Genomic DNA, 17,609 nt, shown 5'->3' with positions numbered 1-17,609 from the left:
AGATACAAAAAACACATGTGAAAACCTAAGTAAAAAACTAAAAACCAGTCGGTTAATCCTAGTGAGTTTAGAAATATAAAAACAAAAAGGTCGGAAGATTTTTTCTTCCGACCACTACTACCTAAATAGGCAACCTTTTTTCACTATTAATCAAAAACTACTTACTTAACTGTAAGTGTATATTGTGGTGTTGGGTTTAAAGGACAGAAATAAACATACTCTCCTTTTGTTAATTTAGTAACATTTGTTTTTTCAACCTTACCTTCTTTAACAACTGTTGTTACATAGGCTGTTTTAATATGGTTTTCTGGTTTACTAGCATCTTTACCTTTAGGTACTAATACTAAACCTACTTCTTTAGCCGCATGATTGTTAGATACTGCAAACACATAAGATCCTTCGCTTAATGTTAACCCTTTTTGAGTAAACTCTCCTTTAGTTTGTTCTAAGGATACCGTTTTTACATTGTTCATGGCATCTTGTGCATTCGTGTTCATTGAAAATGCTAATGCGATTACTAAAATTGAAATGATTTTTTTCATGATATTTAAAATTTATTAGTGTGATTATTTATTAATTATTTTTATTATACTGCTACCGCTTCTAATGGTTGTGCCACTGGAAAATCTACAGGTACTCGTGTCGTTTGGTGTACGTAATTAGAAATTGTTTTATCTCCTACTAAAGAGATTGTATCAATTAAGTTACCTTTAGTATATCCTGCGTTAAAAAAGTTTTCTAAAACTGCTTCGTCTGTCTTTCCTCTGTTTTCTGTAATGTTTTTAGCTAATTGTGCTAATGCATTTAATTTAGAGTCGAATGAAGCTTGACCTGCTCTTAATTCTAAGATTTGCTCATCGGTAAAACCATTCATTTTTCCGATAGCGGTGTGTGCCGACAGACAGTAAACACATGCATTCACTTCACTTACTGCTAGATTAACAACTTCTTTCTCTTTTGCTGATAATGATGTTTTTGCATTTGAAAAGTTTAAATAGTTTTCTAACGCTGTATCACTATGTGCATAGGTAGCATATAAGTTTGGTACAAAACCTAACGCTTTGTTTAAGTTATCGAAAATAGCTTGATTGTTTTCGCTTACGTCTTCTCTTGTTGGTACATTAAATGTGCTCATAATTTTAATTTTTTTAAATATTTATTATTCTGAAATTTTGTTGTTTTTAATTCTGGTACAAAGATGCAATCATATAAAAGGTTATACCATGTAAGTTCTTCCTTTATGATTGTCAATTTTTCCCTTTTCTATTTTTAAGGTAAAATATCAGTATCTATATAAGGTCTTTCCACGTCACAATAGAAATCGTGAATGTGTTTTTGCTCACAATGCGTTTTAGGGCTTATGGTATTTAGCACCTTTTTTCTATTATGTGTGAATATTTCAATTAAATTGAAGATGGATATGTGTTTTAAGTTCATAACGTTTGCTGTTTAAATTATACAGTACAAAGATGCATTACAACGAGGTGTAATGAAATGAATGAATTTCCCTAAAATTTGTCAATTTTTCCTAAGAAGCAGATTTTAGTTGCTTTTTAAAATCTGAAGGAGATAAATCTGTGTGTTTTTTAAACAACCTGCTTAAATGCGATGCGTCTTCAAAGCCAATTTCGAAAGCAATTTCTTTAGCCGTTTTATTGGTGTAAACCAATAATCGTTTTGATTCAAGAACAAGACGTTCGTGAATTATTTTTAACGGACTTGTATTTAATTTAGCAAATGTATTGGATAACGTTTTTGGAGATTTAAAAAGTTTATCTGCATAAAAACCAACACTGTGTTCTTTTCTAAAATGAGATTCAACTAGAAGATTAAAACTTCTAAGTAATTCTGTTTTTGAATCTTTAGAAATGGGTGTTTCCTCAATATTATCTTTAGCTTTAAGTATACGTGTGCTTTTAATTATAAATCTGGCCATAAGCATACGCAACATTTCTGCCTGAATATTATCTTTAGTTTCTAACTCATCAACAAAAACTTCATGAAGTGTATCAAACTTTGTTCTTTCTTTTCCATTTAAGCAAATAAGGGGCATGTGTTCATTTCCAAAAAAGAGCAAACCGGCACAACCAACTTCTTGATCGTGATCCTTAATGCAATAAAACTCTCTGTTAAATTGATATACAACCAAATCTTTACCTTCTATGAATTGTAAATATTGAATGTTTGTTAATGCTAAAACACTATTGGGTTCAATTTTATAGGGAATGCTATCTACAATAATTTCTGTTATTGAATCTTTGGTTCTTATAAACGTGTACAATTCTAATTTCTTAGATTGTTTGTACGGTTCTAAAAGCAACTCATTACCTACTTTTAGAATAGCATTTGTGGAAAATTCTGAAAATAAATGTGTCATGTTTACATAGGTCTGAAATACAACAACAACATTACAAATTGTTGCGGTAAATTCCTTTAAAGACCTGAAAGATTTATTTTAATAACAATCAGATATTTACAATTAAATAAACACATGTTTTCAAAACCATAAAGAGGTATAAATTATTACTTATGTAATTTTAATTGAATACGCTTTCGCGGAATATCAACCTCTAACACTTTTACTATAATTTGCTGGTGTAAACTTACGTGCTCATTAACATCTTTAACAAAGGAATCTGATAGATTAGAGACATGAATCAATCCACTTTCTTTGATACCTACATCTACGAAACAGCCAAAGTTTGTAATATTATTTACAATTCCAGGGAGTAATTGACCTTCTCTTAAATCTGAAATGGTTTTTATATTCTGGTTAAACGTGAATACTTTTGCTTGCTCCCGAATATCTAATCCCGGTTTTTCAAGCTCTTTAACAATATCCTCTAGTGTTAGTAACCCAACAGATTCTGTACAATACTGTTTTAAATCTATTTTTTTAAGTAGATCTGCATTACCAATAAGGTCTTGAATACTTTTACCTAAATCTTTAGCCATTCTAGTAATTACGGCATAACTTTCTGGGTGTACCGCAGAATCGTCCAATGGATTTTCAGCATCTTTAATTCTTAAAAAAGCAGCCCCTTGTTCAAAAGCTTTGCCCCCTAAACGTGGCACTTTTTTAATATCATTTCTTGATGTAAACACACCATTCTCATTACGAAAATTAAAAATATTCTCTGCTAATTTTGGTCCGATACCAGACACATAACTTAATAAACTTTTACTTGCTGTATTGATATTTACTCCAACAGAGTTTACACAATGTTCTACAACTGTGTCTAACGATCTTTGAAGTTTTCCCTGATCTACATCATGTTGATATTGCCCAACGCCAATTGACTTTGCATCAATTTTAACTAATTCTGCTAAGGGATCTTGTAAGCGACGTCCAATAGATACCGAGCCTCTTACGGTAACATCGTAATCTGGAAATTCCTCGCGTGCAATTTTTGATGCCGAATAAATACTCGCCCCCGCTTCACTCACTACAAAAACCTGAATGTCATTTTTAAAATGAATCTTTCTAATTAAGGCCTCTGTTTCTCGTGATGCTGTTCCGTTACCAATAGCAATGGCTTCAATTTTATAGGCATCTGCCAACGAACTTATTTTTTTCATCGCACCCGTAGAATCACTTTTTGGAGGGTGTGGATATATAGTTTCATTATATTTTAATTGTCCTTGTGCATCTAAGCACACTACTTTACAACCCGTTCTAAAACCCGGATCGATAGCCAAAACTCGCTTTTCTCCAAGTGGCGACCCTAATAATAACTGTTTTAAGTTTTTTGTAAATACATTAATGGCAGATTCGTCTGCTTTGTCTTTAGCTATTTGTAAAGCTTCATTACTTAATGATGGTAATAATAAACGTTTATAGGCATCTTTAATAGCTAATTCTATTTGGTCTGCACATTCATTATGACTACGAATCATTCTACTTTCTATTTTGTTTAAAGCTCTATCGTTATCAATTTCTATTTTAACGCGAATAAAACCTTCATTTTCTGCTCTTAGAATAGCTAACAGTCTATGTGAAGGGATTCGGTTTAAACTCTCAGACCAATCAAAATAATCCCTGAACTTTTGAGCGGCTTCATCCTCTGCTTTTGTTTTTACCACCTTTGTAGAAATCATAGCAAAACGCTCTAATTGATGACGAATATTATTTCTAATATCGGCACGTTCGTTCACCCATTCTGCTATAATATGTCTCGCACCTTCTAAAGCATCTTCAACCGAATTGATATCGCCTTTTATATATTTAAATGCTATAGATTCTACATCATTAGCATTTTGACTCATAATGATTTTTGCTAAAGGTTCTAATCCATTTTTACGAGCAGTTTCAGCTTTTGTTTTCCTACTTTTCTTAAATGGCAAATAGATATCTTCTAATGTTGTTAAATCTTGAGTAGATTCTATTTTTTGTTTTAATTCTGGTGTTAGAACACCTTGTTCTTCTAACACTTTTAAAATGGCTTTTTTTCGCTTTTCTAAAGCTTCATACTGCTCTTTATATTTTACAATGCCTCCAATTTGAACCTCATCTAAATTACCAGTTCGTTCTTTTCTGTAACGCGAAATAAAAGGGATTGTGCAATCCTCATTAAGTAATTCAATCGTGTTTTTTACAGATTGCTCTGGGAGTTGGGTCTGGGTCGTTATAAACTTTAAAATATCAATCATTTAGTAATTCGAATTAATTGAAGGCACAAAAAAATCTCGTTTTCAAAAATAACATTGAAAACGAGATTTATGCAAGTTTATTTACAATTTTAGTTATTCGCCTGTGCTTTAGCTTCTTTAATCATTTTTTCATTAGGTAAAATAGCAATATTTACACGTCTGTTCTTTGCTCTTCCTTGAGCAGTTGAGTTATCATGCTTAGGTTGAGTTTCTCCAAACCAATTTGTAGTAAATCTACCAGAACTAAGGCCTTTATTTTTTAAATAACCAGTAACAGCATACGCTCTGTTTTTAGACAAAGTCATATTATAATTAGCATCACCTGCGCTATCTGTATGTCCTACAACTAAAATATTAGTATCTGGGTATTCTTTAAAAACGCCTACCAATTTATTTAATGTTATTTGAGAAGCTGCATTAATATTATACTTATTAGTATCAAAATAAACACCACTACCTTCATCAAACGTTATTACAATACCATCATCTACACGTTCAACTTCTGCTCCAGGGATTTCTTCTTCTATTTTTTGAGCTTGCTTGTCCATTTTATTTCCAATAAGTACACCAGCACCTCCTCCAATAACGCCTCCAATAACAGCTCCTAATTCGCCATTACCGCCTTTACCTACGTTATTACCAATAATAGCACCTAAAATAGCGCCTCCTGCTGCTCCTATTACCGCACCTTTTTGTTTATTATTGGCATTTTTTACTGCTGTGCAATTAATAAAACCAAATACAACTATTATGCTTAAAAATGTTATTACTGACTTCTTAATATATTTCTTCATTTCTTAAATTTTTTGAAATTGTTATAATTTAAATTTTACTGTAGTTTAACAAAATTCATGTTTATTGTAAACGGCTCACCATCTACGGAAACTGTTTGCTGCCATTGCATGTCTGTATTGGATAGTTCGCTAAGTTCTATTCTAAATCCTCGGTTTGTCTCAGACTTACCTTTTATATCTGTTGGTTTTAATAAGAAATGATATAACCCTGTTTCTGCATCAACTTCTTGAACAGTGAAATTGAAGTATCTATCTCCTGTTTCACAGTTCCCATTATTGATTGCATAGATTCCCGTATTATTGTTAGATACAAATTTCCAGGTACTACCTTCAAAACACTCTTTAGAAACGTCGCTCAACAATTTTATCTTGTAAGTTCCAGGTTTATCATAGCTTATTGAACTTAGTGACCAATCACCTTTAATTACTTTTTTTGAAACCCTTACGGTTTTTGATGTTCCACAGGACATCAAACTAATTATAATTAAAAAAATAAATGTGTTTTTCATAGAATTAAAATTTAATAAATGTCTAAAGTATTTACGAACTCATCTTGTTTTCAGATGTTCTTCATCTGTTTTTTCTGAAAAAATTTTCAGCCCATGATGTTTGACACAAATTAACTAAATAGGTCACTTGTTTTATACAATCACTTAGATAATAATGAGTCTAAAAAGACGAAAAAATTGTATTGAAGTTTTAAAAATTTTGGCTCAAATAATTATAGGTATAATTAACCCTTCGATATTCCGTTAATTATAAACCACTTAACACAAACAATAAACATCTACGATATGAAAAATTTGTTTTGTTTGCTTTTGATTTTCCAAATTTATAATGTGTCTTTTTCTCAAGAAAAAACGAACAATAATATTGTAGAGACAAGAAATGCAAAGGCCGATATATTTAAGTTTCATCCAAACCCGGCAGATAATGAATTATTTGTAATTGGCACTAATAAAATCAAGAGCATTGAAATTATTGACGTTCAGGAAAATGTAGTTGCTTCTTATTTTTTCAATAAGATCATTATAAAAATAGATGTTTCACAACTAAAAAGTGGTGTGTACTTTATACAGGTGAAAAATGAAAATAATAAACAGGAAACTAAAAAGTTAATTATAAAATAAACTAAGCCACTTTTTTAAGCAAATCAAAACAAGGGCATTTTTTACAGCGTTTATTTTCGCCTTTTTTAAATTTTTTACAACAACTTGTTTTTACTTTATCGGTAGTAATAATACCAATTTGTTGTAATTTTTTAATTGCCTTTTTTTTCTTCTTTTTGCCCAAAACAGAATCTAAAATTTAGATAACTTGGCAAAAATACTTATTTTTATTTAATCTAAATAAGTTTTGTTGTTAAAATTATTGAGGCGCATTGGTTGCTGCAGTTGTCACGGTTAAGTTTTCAATATCTCTATCGAATAAATACAAACCGCCTTTGTCATCACCAATCATATTAATCTTGTCAAGAATAGTACGAGCTACTGCTTCTTCTTCTATTTGTTCTGCTACATACCATTGTAAAAAGTTGTGCGTTGCATAATCTTTTTCTTGAAGGCTAATATGTACTAATTCATTAATACTTTGAGATACAAACACTTCATGTTCAAATAACTTCTCAAACATCTCTTTAAAAGATTTAAAGGTTACATTCGGTGCTGCTAACTGAGAAATTTTTGCATGACCACCTCGTTCGTTAACAAACTTTACTAATTTTAACATATGTTCGCGTTCTTCATCAGATTGTGCATACATGAAATTTGAGACACCTTCCAAGCCTTTTACCTCAGCCCAGCAAGCCATAGCTAAATAAATTTGAGAAGATTCTGCCTCTATTCTTATTTGATTATTTAATGCGTCTTCTATAGTTTTTGATAACATAATATTTCTTTTTATGTAAAGTTAAATAATTCTTTAATGTCTGTAATAATATTAAGATAAAATTAAGTCAATACCATGTGTGTTTTGCACAAAATACTTTAGGGCTAAACGATTAACTTATCTGCAACCCATTGGTTACAGCAGTATCATCTGGATTTACAAAGACCAATTTCCCATCGGGTGTTTCTGTCATTAAAATCATACCTTCACTCTCAACACCTCTTAATGCTCTTGGTGCTAGATTCACTAAAACGGTGACCCGTTTTCCAACGACTTCTTCGGCTGTAAAACTTTCTGCTATACCAGAAACAATGGTTCGCACATCAATACCCGTATCTACTTTTAAAACGAGAAGTTTTTTTGCTTTTGGCATTTTTTCAGCTTCCAAAATGGTTCCAACACGCATGTCTAGTTTCGTAAAATCTTCAAACGTAATGGTATCCTTTTGCGGTTCTACGACAGCATTTTCTACCTCGTTTGCTTTTTTACTGGCTTCTAGTTTATCAAGCTGTGCTTGAATAGTAGTATCTTCTATTTTAGAGAATAGTAATTCCGCTTTTCTTATTTTATGACCTGCTGGAATTAAAATTTCTTTTGTTTTAACTTCATTCCAAGTGGATTCCGCATCAAGTGCGGAATGACAAAGAATATCTTTTAACTTTTTTGATGTGAATGGTAAAAATGGTTCGCTCAAAGTTGCTAAAGCCGAGGCTATTTGCAGCGCAACGTACATAATTGTTTTCGTACGTTCTTCATCTACTTTAATCACCTTCCAAGGTTCTTCATCTGCTAAATATTTATTACCTAGTCGTGCCAAATTCATAAGCTCCTGTTGTGCTTCTCTAAAGCGGTAGCGCTCAAGAGAACTGGAAATTACATCGGGATACGCTTTTACCGCTGCCAACGTTTCTTCATCTATTTGAGATAATGCATTTGGCTCGGGAATCACACCATCATAATACTTGTTAGTTAACACGACAACACGATTAATAAAGTTTCCAAAAATAGCTACTAATTCGTTATTATTTCTTGCTTGAAAATCTTTCCACGTAAAATCATTATCCTTTGTTTCTGGTGCATTGGACGTTAAAGCATAACGTAAAACATCTTGCTGACCAGGAAATTCTTCTAAATACTCTGGTAACCAAACAGCCCAGTTTTTTGAGGTTGATAGTTTATTACCTTCTAAATTTAAAAATTCATTAGCAGGTACATTTTCTGGTAAAATATAAGAACCTTCGGCTTTTAACATGGCTGGAAAAATAATACAGTGAAATACTATATTATCTTTTCCTATAAAATGAACCAATTTAGTATCCTTATCTTTCCAATAGGGCTCCCAATTTTTCCCTTCGCGTTCTGCCCATTCTATAGTAGATGAGATATATCCTATTGGAGCATCAAACCAAACATAAAGTACTTTTCCTTCTCCACCTTCTGCTGGCACAGGAATTCCCCAATCTAAATCTCGGGTTACGGCACGAGGACGTAAGCCATCATCAATCCAAGATTTACATTGTCCGTATACATTAGATTTCCAATCTTTTTTATGTCCTTCAAGAATCCATTCTTTTAAAAAGGCTTCATGTTTATCTAAAGGTAAAAACCAGTGCTTTGTCTGTTTTAAAGTCGGCGTATTTCCTGTTAGAGCTGACTTCGGATTTATTAAATCGGTTGCATTATGACTGGTGCCACAATTTTCACATTGATCGCCATAACTTTCTTCATTTCCACATTTAGGACATGTCCCAATCACAAATCGGTCTGCTAAAAATTGATTAGCTTCTGCATCATACAATTGTTCTGTTACTTCTTCAATAAACTCCCCTTTATTATTTAAAGTTGTAAAAAACTCTGAAGCTGTTTTATGATGAACCTTCGCAGATGTACGTGAATAATTATCAAAAGTGATTCCAAAATCTTCAAACGACTTCTTAATAATGGCATGGTATTTATCTACGACATCTTGTGGTGACACACCTTCGTTTTTCGCTTTAATTGTAATAGGGACACCATGCTCATCACTTCCACCAATAAGTATAACATCGTTTCCTGTTAATCGTAAATAACGTGCATAAATATCTGCCGGAACATAAACTCCTGCTAAATGTCCAATATGAATTGGCCCATTTGTATAAGGAAGTGCTGTGGTAATCGTATATCGTTTAGGTGCGCTCATTTCTTTTTTAAATAAGGGACAAAAGTACGCATTTTGACTACGATTTAGAAAAAAAATGTACATTTACATTATGTCAAAAATCTCATTAATTACTGCGTTGTGTTGTATTATTTTTTTCTTTGGGGAAAAACAGCTTGCAGCACAAAATACGTTGTCAACTAAAACAAATACATTGATACAACCACCATACTTAAAAGCAGGCGATACGGTTGCCATAGTGGCACCTTCAGGCGTTTTAAAGAATAGAACTAAGGAAGTGCAACAAGCTAAAGCACTTTTAAAAAGTTGGGGATTACATGCCGTAGTTGGCAAACATGTTTTTAGTCAAGCTAATCATTTTGCAGGGACTGACGATGAACGCTGTGAAGATTTCCAAAATGCTTTAGACGATCCTAAAATAAGTGCCATATGGTGTGCTCGTGGTGGCTATGGAACGGTTAGAATTTTAGATAAATTAGATTATACCAAATTTAAACAAAACCCAAAATGGCTTATTGGTTACTCTGATATTACGGCACTGCATAATCAAGTTCATAATGTAGGCGTACAATCTATTCATGCTATGATGTGTACTAGTTTACAAGACGATTTAGGGTCTATTAAAGAAACACTTTCAACATTTAAAGATGCAATTTTTGGAAAGTCTCTAAGCTATACTTTGGAAGGTTCTAAATACAACAAAACAGGACATGTATTGGCTCCTGTTGTTGGTGGTAACTTAACCATGCTACACACCATGTTAGGCTCGAAAACTAGTATTGATACTACTGGGAAAATTTTGTTCATTGAAGAAATTGGTGAATATAAATACCATATAGATCGTATGCTACAAAGTTTAAAACGCGCTGGTTATTTTAAAAACTGTAAAGGTGTTATTGTTGGTGATATGACTAAACTTAGAAAGAACACTACGCTTTGGGGGGCTTCTATCGAACAGCTTATTTTAGATGCTTTATCCGATTATAATTTTCCTATTGTATTTAATATGCCTGCAGGGCATGAAAAAGACAATCGTGCTATGATTTTGGGAAAAACCATTAAGTTAACAATTGGTAAAGAGCGATCTACAATCGTTTTTGAGGATTAGCAGCCATCCTTTAAAGGTAATTGAATTACAACTTCGAACTCAATAGCATCAGAAATAATATCGTTTTTTATATTGGCAAACAAACCTTTTGATTGGTATTCAATACCCCATCTGGTTCTGTCGATAATAAATTTTGAATTCATTTCATACCTCCCATCTACAACTTTATACTTTATATTAAAATGAACCTGATTGGTGATATTTTTAATAGTCAGATCCGCTTTCACCTTAATGGTATTTACATTTTTATGAACAACTTCGGTAAACTTTATTTTAGCAATAGGATATTTATCTACATCAAAGAAATCCTTATTCTTTAAATGTGATACTAACATCTCATTATATTTTCCATCGGTATTTACAATGGAATTCATATTTATTTCGAAATAGCCTCCCAAGATAACATCGTTGGAATTAATAATATGTCCGTTAATAAAATTTACAGTACCAAAATGCTTATTATATTTAAACAGATTAGATCCTGTCCATTTTACAATACTTTTAGAAGTATCTATTTCTGTACGGTTTTGAATATTATATTTAAACCAACTAGCCCCTATCCATTCTACAATACCTGTATAGGAGTCTATTTCTATAAGTCTTTGAGCATTTGTGATACCTGTAAAACAAATAATGGTCGCTAGTAAAATGATTTTTCGCATGATTTATATTTTTCAGTAAAACTAGTAGCAGTACATTGAATTTTTGTAAAAAAAATGTGAAAGAAGTGTGAAACGGGTGTAAAAAGTTGAAAATTTTCATTTATTTGATTGTTCTAAATATTATGATGAAAAAACGCATTATTTCTTTATTAGCTATATTATTCTTTACACTACTAGGCTGTACGGATAATACCCCTCAGAATCATTTTTCTGAAACCGTAAAAGTAGCTTTACGAGATGCTGGCAACACACTATTGCTTGCGAATAACGATTCTACATCATTAATTCTGCCTATTACTAAATTAGATGGGAACAGGTATGAGTTAGCATTTCAAAAGAAGCTCTCTATAACCCCAGATAGCCTAGTAGTTGCAATTACCAATAGTTTGAATGCTGCTAAGCTTCCAAAACAATATATTGTTGAAGTTTTTAACTGTAAGAATGAAGGCGTATTTTATAGTTTTCAAATTAAAGGCACTACCGAAAGTGATATTATTCCATGTAAAGGCAGAAATTTACCTATAGGCTGCTACACGATTCAGATACTATTTCTCGAAAACAACCCAACACTTAAAACCTATATTACTCTTTTAGTATTATTAGCTAGCACACTTCTTTTTGGTTTTTTCTATTTTAAAAAAAGAAACTCAAAAACAAATAGAAAAGAAGTAACTTCCTATTCAAAAATTGGTGATTATAGGTTTTATAAAGACCAAAGCAAATTAATTAAAGAAGCTGTTGAAATAAAACTATCTGCTAAAGAGTGTGAGCTCATGGCGATGCTTAGCGCGAATCTAAATCAAGTTGTAAAACGAGAAACCCTTGTAAAAGAAATATGGGAAGATCATGGTGTTTTTGTTGATAGAAGTTTAGACACCTTTATATCGAAACTTAGAAAAAAATTCAAAGACGATCCTTCTATAAGTATCGTAAATGTTCATGGCGTTGGCTATAAATTGGAAGTTCTTTAAAAGGCTTCGTATTTAAACTCCAAACTGATTTAAATGATGATCTATATGTTTGTAAAACATATTATTCCATTCTTGTTTAGATAATTTACCGAAAGAATGCGATTCCCTATTATCAAAATACGTTTCTCCTAAGTTTTGTGTTTTATTTAAGTAATTGATCAGTCGTTCTTTCTCCGTCTCAAAGTTTTTCGAATCAGTAATTAAAAACTCAGGTGCTGTTCTACCATTTTTCTTATATGGTTTTTCATTGACTACTATAGATTTAACAAATAACTTTAATAGTGCTTTTTTAAAACCCCCAGGTTTCGGGTGAATATTCTCAAAAACCAGTTCATAAGTCACATTACAATGCGCTAACATTTGATCTACACTCATTTTTCCCCATTTTGGCTGAGTTGTTGTTTCTAGATTATTAATTCTGTCGATAGCAGCATTAGTTTCGTTTAAATCAAAAATATTTTTCATAATCTTTAAATGAATGAGGTTTACAAATCCTATGCAATTTATTTATTTTATTTTTATCTTCAAACTATTAATATGGGCTTTTATGACTTAAATAAAGCAGATCGAATCCTCTTGGTTGAAAAAATAACTCAAGAGATTACTAATGATCTAACATCAATTGAAACAGAAAATATTATAAAACACTTTTCTGATGAAGACACTTACATTCGTAAAACTGGTTATTTAGCTATCGGCAAGCTTTTTTATTCTAAACCAGAACTACAACCTACCATACTTTCTACATTACAGGCTCTACTAAAATTGGATGCTTCGACTACGCTTACTACAAGCCCTGAAAAAGTACGCCAAACCGTAGTAAATGCTGCTGGCGAAATTGGTAAATTTCATTTTGAAAAAGTGCAATCTTTTTTTGATACTGGATTATTTGACGAACATCATTCCGTTAGAAATGCCGTTATTGGTTCTGTAAAGAAAATGGGAGAGAAAAACCCAATTCCAGTTTTAAATTGGGCAAAAACTTATTTGAAACACCCTGAAAAAGAAATTAGACGAGAGATTTGTCACGGTATTGAGTTACGAGGACGCACACACCCTCAAGATATTTTACCTTTATTAAAAACGCTGGAATTTGATGAGACTAGACGTGTCTCAGACACTCTAATTCATGTTTTAGGACAAATTGCTTACAAAAATGGGTGCTTAAAAACGGTTGTAGCCCATCTTAATACATGGAAAAATAAACCCCTTGTTGAAAAAGCTTTAGATGAAATTATTGATGTACACGATCGTTATAAAAAGTTTGCTGTTTTAACGCAGCAGGAAGCTATTGATTATGTTGATGAGCATTATAATTCAAAATAATTACTCTGTAAAACCCTTTAAATATATAATCCTAAAAAACCACCTCGCCTCCAGTTTCTTTTGAGAAACTGAATCCACTCCTTCTTAAAAAAGAGGAGAGTTTCTAATCGGAAAATTTGCACTAATTAAGATACAAACAATGCCTTCCCTAGGAAAGGGACGCTGGATTTAAACTCAATTAAGAGTTTAAAGACGGAAAGGTTGAAGTAGCAAGTTACATTGACCATCTTTAAAAAGTTCTAAGATTTTTTTATCGTTCATAAAACTGGTTTATTACTTAATGGTCAAATAGCTAAAAGGTCTCCTTAATTATTTCGATATTTTAAAATTTATAGAAACTTGTCATGTCGAAATGAGGCACGATTGAGGCATCGCATAATCGTGGTATTTTACGTTATGTGATTTCTGTTATCGTCGAAATAACACCTCTTTTCGTATTTAAGCAAAGAGCACTCTTTTTTTAAAACCCGCGTTCTTTCTGCAATTGCTCATAAGCCATTTGCACTTGTCTAAACTTCTCTTCCGCACCCACTTGATGCTCTTTACCTAAGTGAATGACTTTATCTGGATGATATTTTTTAGCCATTTTTCGATAAGCTTTTTTAATGTCATCAACCTTAGCACTTTTATCTATTTCCAGAATTTTATAGGCATTATCGCTACTATTATAAAACATAGCTTTAATACTCTCGTAATCACGAGAGCTAATACCCAAGTATCCTGCCATCGTGTAAATTTGCCTCTCTTCATCATCTGTTACCGTACCATCTGCCTTTGCAATACCAAATAAGAAATGCATGAGTTGCAAACGCGATGGATGATCCATCATTTGTTTAATCTGCAAACAAACCTGTCTAGTTGAAATATTATTTTGATTATTAATGTTTTTAAATAGTTTGAATGCATGATTTGCGCGCTCTTTACCATACATATTTGTAAATTGCTGACGTACAAAATCCAATTCTCTTTGGTCTTGTTTTCCATCAGCTTTTATGACGATAGATGCTAATATGAGTAAACTCACTTCAAAATCACCTGATTGCGTTTGCGAACGCTGTCTGGTTTGACTTCTAGAATTACCCCTTCTGCTTTGTTGTTGCCCTTCTTCTAAAAAAGGACTGCCTTTACCGTTAGATAAAGAATCAACAAAACTCCCTATTGCCACTCCAATAATAGCGCCTATTGGACCTCCAAAAGACCAACCTAAAGCACCACCTATCCATTTTGAAACACTCATGTAAGTATATAGATTTTAATTATGACCAAATATAATATTTGTTAGTTGATTGATTCATAATTTTGTTACACAATTGGTATCTTTGCAGTCTAAAATTATTAAAATTTAAAAATATGTATCCAGCAGAATTAGTAAAACCAATGCGCGAAGATTTAACAGGTGCCGGTTTTGAAGAATTACATACTTCTGAAGCTGTTGATGCTGCTTTAGCAAAAGAAGGGACAACATTGGTCGTTGTAAATTCAGTTTGTGGTTGTGCAGCAGCCAATGCACGCCCAGGAGCAAAAATAAGTTTACAAAACGCAAAACGTCCTACTAACATTGTAACCGTTTTTGCAGGTGTTGATAAAGAAGCTGTAGATAAGGCTCGTGGTTATATGATCCCATTTCCTCCAAGTTCTCCATGCATGGCTTTATTTAAAGACGGTGAGTTAGTACACATGCTAGAGCGTCACCACATTGAAGGTCGCCCAGCAGAACTTATTGCAGAAAATTTAGTAGATGCTTATAACGAGCATTGTTAAAATAGATTCTTAAGAAAGAACATTTAAACCACGATTATCGTGGTTTTTTTGTGCATAATACGCGCAACCTATTTATCAAATTGCCATCTTATAAAAAAAGACCTATGAAACTGTATTTAAAAACTGCATTCGTTTTTACCTACCTTATTTTGTTAGTTATAGCTGGCTGTTCTTCTAACGATGATAACGTATCAACTTACGAAAGTGAATTAGCTCAACTTAGTTTACTAAAGGCAGATATTGAAACTCTGGCCAATGCTTCGGTCTGTAGTGAGGATTTCGAATGTAAATTCATTGCCTTAGGGAAAAAACCTTGTGGAGGACCGTGGTCTTATTTAATATATACGACCTCAATTAATGTAGAAGAACTACAAGCGGCTATTAAAGATTATAACCAAAAAGAATCCGATTTCAATGTAAAATGGAATATACCTTCAGATTGCGCACTTACCATACGGCCAACTGGTGTAACCTGCGAAAATAACACCTGCGTCCTTGTGTATTAAGGCTTAGTTTTACTTATTTTTGCGCATGCAAAAATTGTTATCATACCCTTTAACCTTTATTTATGCGCTGTGTTTCTTAATAACATTGCTCATATTTCATCCTATTCAATGGATAGGTTTCAATGTTTTTGGCTATAAAGGGCATAAAAAGTGTGCAGATTTAATGAACATCTGCTTAATGCGTTGTCTTCATATTTTAGGGACTCGATTTACATTTAACAATGTACATCATATTGAAACAAACCAGCCTCTTATTGTTGTTTGCAACCACCAAAGCATGTACGATATCTCACCCCTGTCTGTTTTTTTAAGAAAATATCATCCAAAATTTATTAGTAAAATAGAATTAGGCAAAGGTATTCCCAGCGTTTCATATAATTTGCGCCATGGAGGTTCTGCTTTAATCGACAGGAAAAATCCGAGACAATCTTTACCTGCTATTATGAAATTTGGTGAATACATTGAAAAGAATAAACGTACAGCGGTTATTTTCCCTGAAGGAACAAGAAGTAAAGACGGACATCCAAAACCATTTCAAACAAAAGGTCTCGAGATTCTATTTAAAAAAGCACCATCAGCTATAGTCGTTCCTATCTCCATAAATAATTCCTGGAAAACAGTTCGTTATGGGAAATTCCCTATGGGTTTAGGAACTCATATCACTTTTACAGTACACAAGCCTATAAAAGTTAGTACCTTTGCTAATAAGCAAGAGCTTATAAATAATATTGAAACTACTATTAAAGAACATATACACCCTTAAAAAATTATAGATGTCGTTAAAGAATGTTAGATTAGAAGTGATGAAGTTTTTGGAAAAAGACGTCGAATCTTTAATTGAAAAATATTTAATTCCTATTGAAAAAATTTGGCAACCGACCGATTTTTTACCAAACTCTGAAGGAGATAATTTTTTTGAAGAAGTTCGTGAAATAAGAGAACTTTCTAAAGAATTACCTTATGACTTCTGGGTTGTTTTAGTAGGTGATATGATTACAGAAGAAGCGTTACCAACATATGAATCTTGGTTAATGGACGTAGAAGGAGTAGATCAGGTGGATGGAGAAAACTCTTGGGCTAAATGGGTACGCCATTGGACAGGTGAAGAAAACCGACACGGCGATGTCCTTAATAAATACTTATACCTTTCTGGACGTGTTAATATGCGAGAAATTGAAAAAACTACTCAATACCTTATTGCAGATGGTTTTGACATAGGAACAGATAGAGATCCTTATAAAAACTTTGTTTATACGAGTTTTCAGGAGTTAGCAACTTATATTTCTCATAATCGTGTTGCGAAAATTGCAAAAGAAAAAGGCAATAAGCAACTTGCTAAAATGTGTAAAATTATTTCAGGAGACGAAATGAGGCATCACCATGCGTATTCTGAATTTGTTGAACGTATTTTTAAAGTAGACCCTAGTCAAATGATGATGGCATTTCATTATATGATGAAACAAAAAATAACCATGCCTGCTGTTTTCTTAAGAGAATCCGGAAATAAAATCAGTACGGCTTTTGATGAGTTTTCTAATACCGCACAACGTATTGGTGTTTATACATCGAATGATTATGTAGACATTCTAGAAAAATTAATTGCTCGCTGGGAAATTGACAAAATCACAAACCTTACCGACGAAGCAGAAAAAGCTAGAGATTATCTTATGAGACTTCCTGCTAGAATGTATCGTTTAGCTGATCGTATTAAGATACCAGAAAATTCATTTCAATTTAAATGGGTTGAGCCTGCAATTATTAAATAGCTAAAAAATCATTTCGGAAA

The 17,609-nt window shown here is 32.5% G+C and carries 19 protein-coding genes; 8 read left to right on the top strand and 11 right to left on the bottom strand.

Annotation, left to right across the window (positions count from 1 at the left end; genetic code table 11):
• Positions 1-161 precede the first annotated feature (161 nt).
• The 6 genes from Q4Q39_RS18455 to Q4Q39_RS18430 all read right to left on the bottom strand — a co-directional run bounded on the left by Q4Q39_RS18455 (position 162) and on the right by Q4Q39_RS18430 (position 5,953).
• Complete coding sequence (locus tag Q4Q39_RS18455; RefSeq protein ID WP_303284050.1) at positions 162-542, bottom strand: cupredoxin domain-containing protein; 381 nt, start codon at positions 540-542, stop codon at positions 162-164.
• A gap of 44 nt (positions 543-586) precedes the next feature.
• Positions 587-1,135: a carboxymuconolactone decarboxylase family protein gene (locus Q4Q39_RS18450; RefSeq protein WP_303284049.1), complete on the bottom strand. Its 549-nt coding sequence runs from the start codon at positions 1,133-1,135 to the stop codon at positions 587-589.
• A 393-nt stretch (positions 1,136-1,528) separates the two neighbouring features.
• Positions 1,529-2,377 carry a helix-turn-helix domain-containing protein gene (locus tag Q4Q39_RS18445; RefSeq protein WP_303284048.1) on the bottom strand — a complete coding sequence of 283 codons (849 nt, stop codon included), beginning with the start codon at positions 2,375-2,377 and terminating at the stop codon, positions 1,529-1,531.
• Positions 2,378-2,523: 146 nt separating this feature from the next.
• Positions 2,524-4,650, bottom strand: a complete 2,127-nt coding sequence (locus Q4Q39_RS18440) for a Tex family protein (RefSeq protein WP_303284047.1) — start codon at positions 4,648-4,650, stop codon at positions 2,524-2,526.
• 89 nt (positions 4,651-4,739) lie between these two features.
• Positions 4,740-5,444, bottom strand: coding sequence for a YiaD family glycine zipper/OmpA-like lipoprotein (locus tag Q4Q39_RS18435; RefSeq protein WP_303284045.1), 705 nt, complete (start codon positions 5,442-5,444; stop codon positions 4,740-4,742).
• Between the two features lie 35 nt (positions 5,445-5,479).
• A complete protein-coding gene (locus Q4Q39_RS18430) occupies positions 5,480-5,953 on the bottom strand; it encodes a lipocalin family protein (protein ID WP_303284044.1) in 474 nt (157 codons plus the stop codon).
• Between the two features lie 285 nt (positions 5,954-6,238).
• Between Q4Q39_RS18430 and Q4Q39_RS18425 the strand changes: the two genes are divergently transcribed.
• Positions 6,239-6,574: a T9SS type A sorting domain-containing protein gene (locus Q4Q39_RS18425; RefSeq protein ID WP_303284043.1), complete on the top strand. Its 336-nt coding sequence runs from the start codon at positions 6,239-6,241 to the stop codon at positions 6,572-6,574.
• A 238-nt stretch (positions 6,575-6,812) separates the two neighbouring features.
• On the opposite strand, the gene Q4Q39_RS18420 is transcribed toward Q4Q39_RS18425, so the two are convergent.
• Positions 6,813-7,331 (bottom strand): ferritin, encoded by a 519-nt coding sequence (locus Q4Q39_RS18420; protein WP_303284042.1) that lies wholly within the window; start codon positions 7,329-7,331, stop codon positions 6,813-6,815.
• Between the two features lie 112 nt (positions 7,332-7,443).
• On the bottom strand, positions 7,444-9,573 hold the full coding sequence (metG, locus tag Q4Q39_RS18415) for a methionine--tRNA ligase (protein WP_303284041.1): 2,130 nt from the start codon (positions 9,571-9,573) through the stop codon (positions 7,444-7,446).
• 7 nt (positions 9,574-9,580) lie between these two features.
• Between metG and Q4Q39_RS18410 the strand changes: the two genes are divergently transcribed.
• On the top strand, positions 9,581-10,597 hold the full coding sequence (locus Q4Q39_RS18410; protein WP_303284040.1) for a S66 peptidase family protein: 1,017 nt from the start codon (positions 9,581-9,583) through the stop codon (positions 10,595-10,597).
• Here the strand turns inward: Q4Q39_RS18410 and Q4Q39_RS18405 are convergent.
• Positions 10,594-11,259 (bottom strand): YceI family protein, encoded by a 666-nt coding sequence (locus tag Q4Q39_RS18405; RefSeq protein ID WP_303284039.1) that lies wholly within the window; start codon positions 11,257-11,259, stop codon positions 10,594-10,596. The two genes, Q4Q39_RS18410 and Q4Q39_RS18405, sit on opposite strands and share 4 nt — an antisense overlap.
• A gap of 122 nt (positions 11,260-11,381) precedes the next feature.
• On the opposite strand from Q4Q39_RS18405, the gene Q4Q39_RS18400 reads away from it, so the two are divergent.
• A complete protein-coding gene (locus Q4Q39_RS18400; RefSeq protein ID WP_303284038.1) occupies positions 11,382-12,230 on the top strand; it encodes a helix-turn-helix domain-containing protein in 849 nt (282 codons plus the stop codon).
• Between the two features lie 12 nt (positions 12,231-12,242).
• On the opposite strand, the gene Q4Q39_RS18395 is transcribed toward Q4Q39_RS18400, so the two are convergent.
• Positions 12,243-12,695 (bottom strand): DUF1569 domain-containing protein, encoded by a 453-nt coding sequence (locus Q4Q39_RS18395; protein WP_303284037.1) that lies wholly within the window; start codon positions 12,693-12,695, stop codon positions 12,243-12,245.
• Between the two features lie 9 nt (positions 12,696-12,704).
• Here Q4Q39_RS18395 and Q4Q39_RS18390 point away from each other — a divergent pair, with 9 nt between their 5' ends.
• The gene (locus tag Q4Q39_RS18390; RefSeq protein WP_303284036.1) at positions 12,705-13,556 is read left to right on the top strand and encodes a HEAT repeat domain-containing protein; all 852 of its coding nucleotides are present in this window, start codon (positions 12,705-12,707) and stop codon (positions 13,554-13,556) included.
• A 460-nt stretch (positions 13,557-14,016) separates the two neighbouring features.
• Here the strand turns inward: Q4Q39_RS18390 and Q4Q39_RS18385 are convergent, their stop codons facing one another.
• Entirely contained in the window at positions 14,017-14,793 is a 777-nt protein-coding gene (locus Q4Q39_RS18385) for a TerB family tellurite resistance protein (protein ID WP_303284035.1), read from the bottom strand.
• Positions 14,794-14,906: 113 nt separating this feature from the next.
• On the opposite strand from Q4Q39_RS18385, the gene Q4Q39_RS18380 reads away from it, so the two are divergent.
• The 4 genes from Q4Q39_RS18380 to Q4Q39_RS18365 all read left to right on the top strand — a co-directional run bounded on the left by Q4Q39_RS18380 (position 14,907) and on the right by Q4Q39_RS18365 (position 17,589).
• Complete coding sequence (locus Q4Q39_RS18380) at positions 14,907-15,317, top strand: BrxA/BrxB family bacilliredoxin (protein WP_303284034.1); 411 nt, start codon at positions 14,907-14,909, stop codon at positions 15,315-15,317.
• A gap of 104 nt (positions 15,318-15,421) precedes the next feature.
• Positions 15,422-15,823 carry a hypothetical protein gene (locus tag Q4Q39_RS18375; RefSeq protein WP_303284033.1) on the top strand — a complete coding sequence of 134 codons (402 nt, stop codon included), beginning with the start codon at positions 15,422-15,424 and terminating at the stop codon, positions 15,821-15,823.
• Positions 15,824-15,848: 25 nt separating this feature from the next.
• The gene (locus Q4Q39_RS18370; RefSeq protein WP_303284032.1) at positions 15,849-16,586 is read left to right on the top strand and encodes a lysophospholipid acyltransferase family protein; all 738 of its coding nucleotides are present in this window, start codon (positions 15,849-15,851) and stop codon (positions 16,584-16,586) included.
• Between the two features lie 10 nt (positions 16,587-16,596).
• Positions 16,597-17,589: an acyl-ACP desaturase gene (locus tag Q4Q39_RS18365; RefSeq protein ID WP_303284031.1), complete on the top strand. Its 993-nt coding sequence runs from the start codon at positions 16,597-16,599 to the stop codon at positions 17,587-17,589.
• Positions 17,590-17,609 lie beyond the last annotated feature (20 nt).

The organism is Flavivirga amylovorans (assembly GCF_030540875.1).
Classification (GTDB): Bacteria; Bacteroidota; Bacteroidia; order Flavobacteriales; family Flavobacteriaceae; genus Flavivirga; species Flavivirga amylovorans.
This window is presented reverse-complemented; position numbering and strand designations above follow the sequence as displayed.

Coding starts and splice junctions, on each gene's coding strand:
- Q4Q39_RS18375 (WP_303284033.1), top strand. CDS start 15,422: ATGAAACTGTATTTAAAAACTGCATTCGTTTTTACCTACCTTATTTTG.
- Q4Q39_RS18395 (WP_303284037.1), bottom strand. CDS start 12,695: ATGAAAAATATTTTTGATTTAAACGAAACTAATGCTGCTATCGACAGA.
- Q4Q39_RS18390 (WP_303284036.1), top strand. CDS start 12,705: ATGAATGAGGTTTACAAATCCTATGCAATTTATTTATTTTATTTTTAT.
- Q4Q39_RS18450 (WP_303284049.1), bottom strand. CDS start 1,135: ATGAGCACATTTAATGTACCAACAAGAGAAGACGTAAGCGAAAACAAT.
- Q4Q39_RS18410 (WP_303284040.1), top strand. CDS start 9,581: ATGTCAAAAATCTCATTAATTACTGCGTTGTGTTGTATTATTTTTTTC.
- Q4Q39_RS18440 (WP_303284047.1), bottom strand. CDS start 4,650: ATGATTGATATTTTAAAGTTTATAACGACCCAGACCCAACTCCCAGAG.
- Q4Q39_RS18455 (WP_303284050.1), bottom strand. CDS start 542: ATGAAAAAAATCATTTCAATTTTAGTAATCGCATTAGCATTTTCAATG.
- Q4Q39_RS18380 (WP_303284034.1), top strand. CDS start 14,907: ATGTATCCAGCAGAATTAGTAAAACCAATGCGCGAAGATTTAACAGGT.
- Q4Q39_RS18435 (WP_303284045.1), bottom strand. CDS start 5,444: ATGAAGAAATATATTAAGAAGTCAGTAATAACATTTTTAAGCATAATA.
- Q4Q39_RS18420 (WP_303284042.1), bottom strand. CDS start 7,331: ATGTTATCAAAAACTATAGAAGACGCATTAAATAATCAAATAAGAATA.
- metG (WP_303284041.1), bottom strand. CDS start 9,573: ATGTACATTTTTTTTCTAAATCGTAGTCAAAATGCGTACTTTTGTCCC.
- Q4Q39_RS18445 (WP_303284048.1), bottom strand. CDS start 2,377: ATGACACATTTATTTTCAGAATTTTCCACAAATGCTATTCTAAAAGTA.
- Q4Q39_RS18430 (WP_303284044.1), bottom strand. CDS start 5,953: ATGAAAAACACATTTATTTTTTTAATTATAATTAGTTTGATGTCCTGT.
- Q4Q39_RS18385 (WP_303284035.1), bottom strand. CDS start 14,793: ATGAGTGTTTCAAAATGGATAGGTGGTGCTTTAGGTTGGTCTTTTGGA.
- Q4Q39_RS18425 (WP_303284043.1), top strand. CDS start 6,239: ATGAAAAATTTGTTTTGTTTGCTTTTGATTTTCCAAATTTATAATGTG.
- Q4Q39_RS18365 (WP_303284031.1), top strand. CDS start 16,597: ATGTCGTTAAAGAATGTTAGATTAGAAGTGATGAAGTTTTTGGAAAAA.
- Q4Q39_RS18405 (WP_303284039.1), bottom strand. CDS start 11,259: ATGCGAAAAATCATTTTACTAGCGACCATTATTTGTTTTACAGGTATC.
- Q4Q39_RS18400 (WP_303284038.1), top strand. CDS start 11,382: ATGATGAAAAAACGCATTATTTCTTTATTAGCTATATTATTCTTTACA.
- Q4Q39_RS18370 (WP_303284032.1), top strand. CDS start 15,849: ATGCAAAAATTGTTATCATACCCTTTAACCTTTATTTATGCGCTGTGT.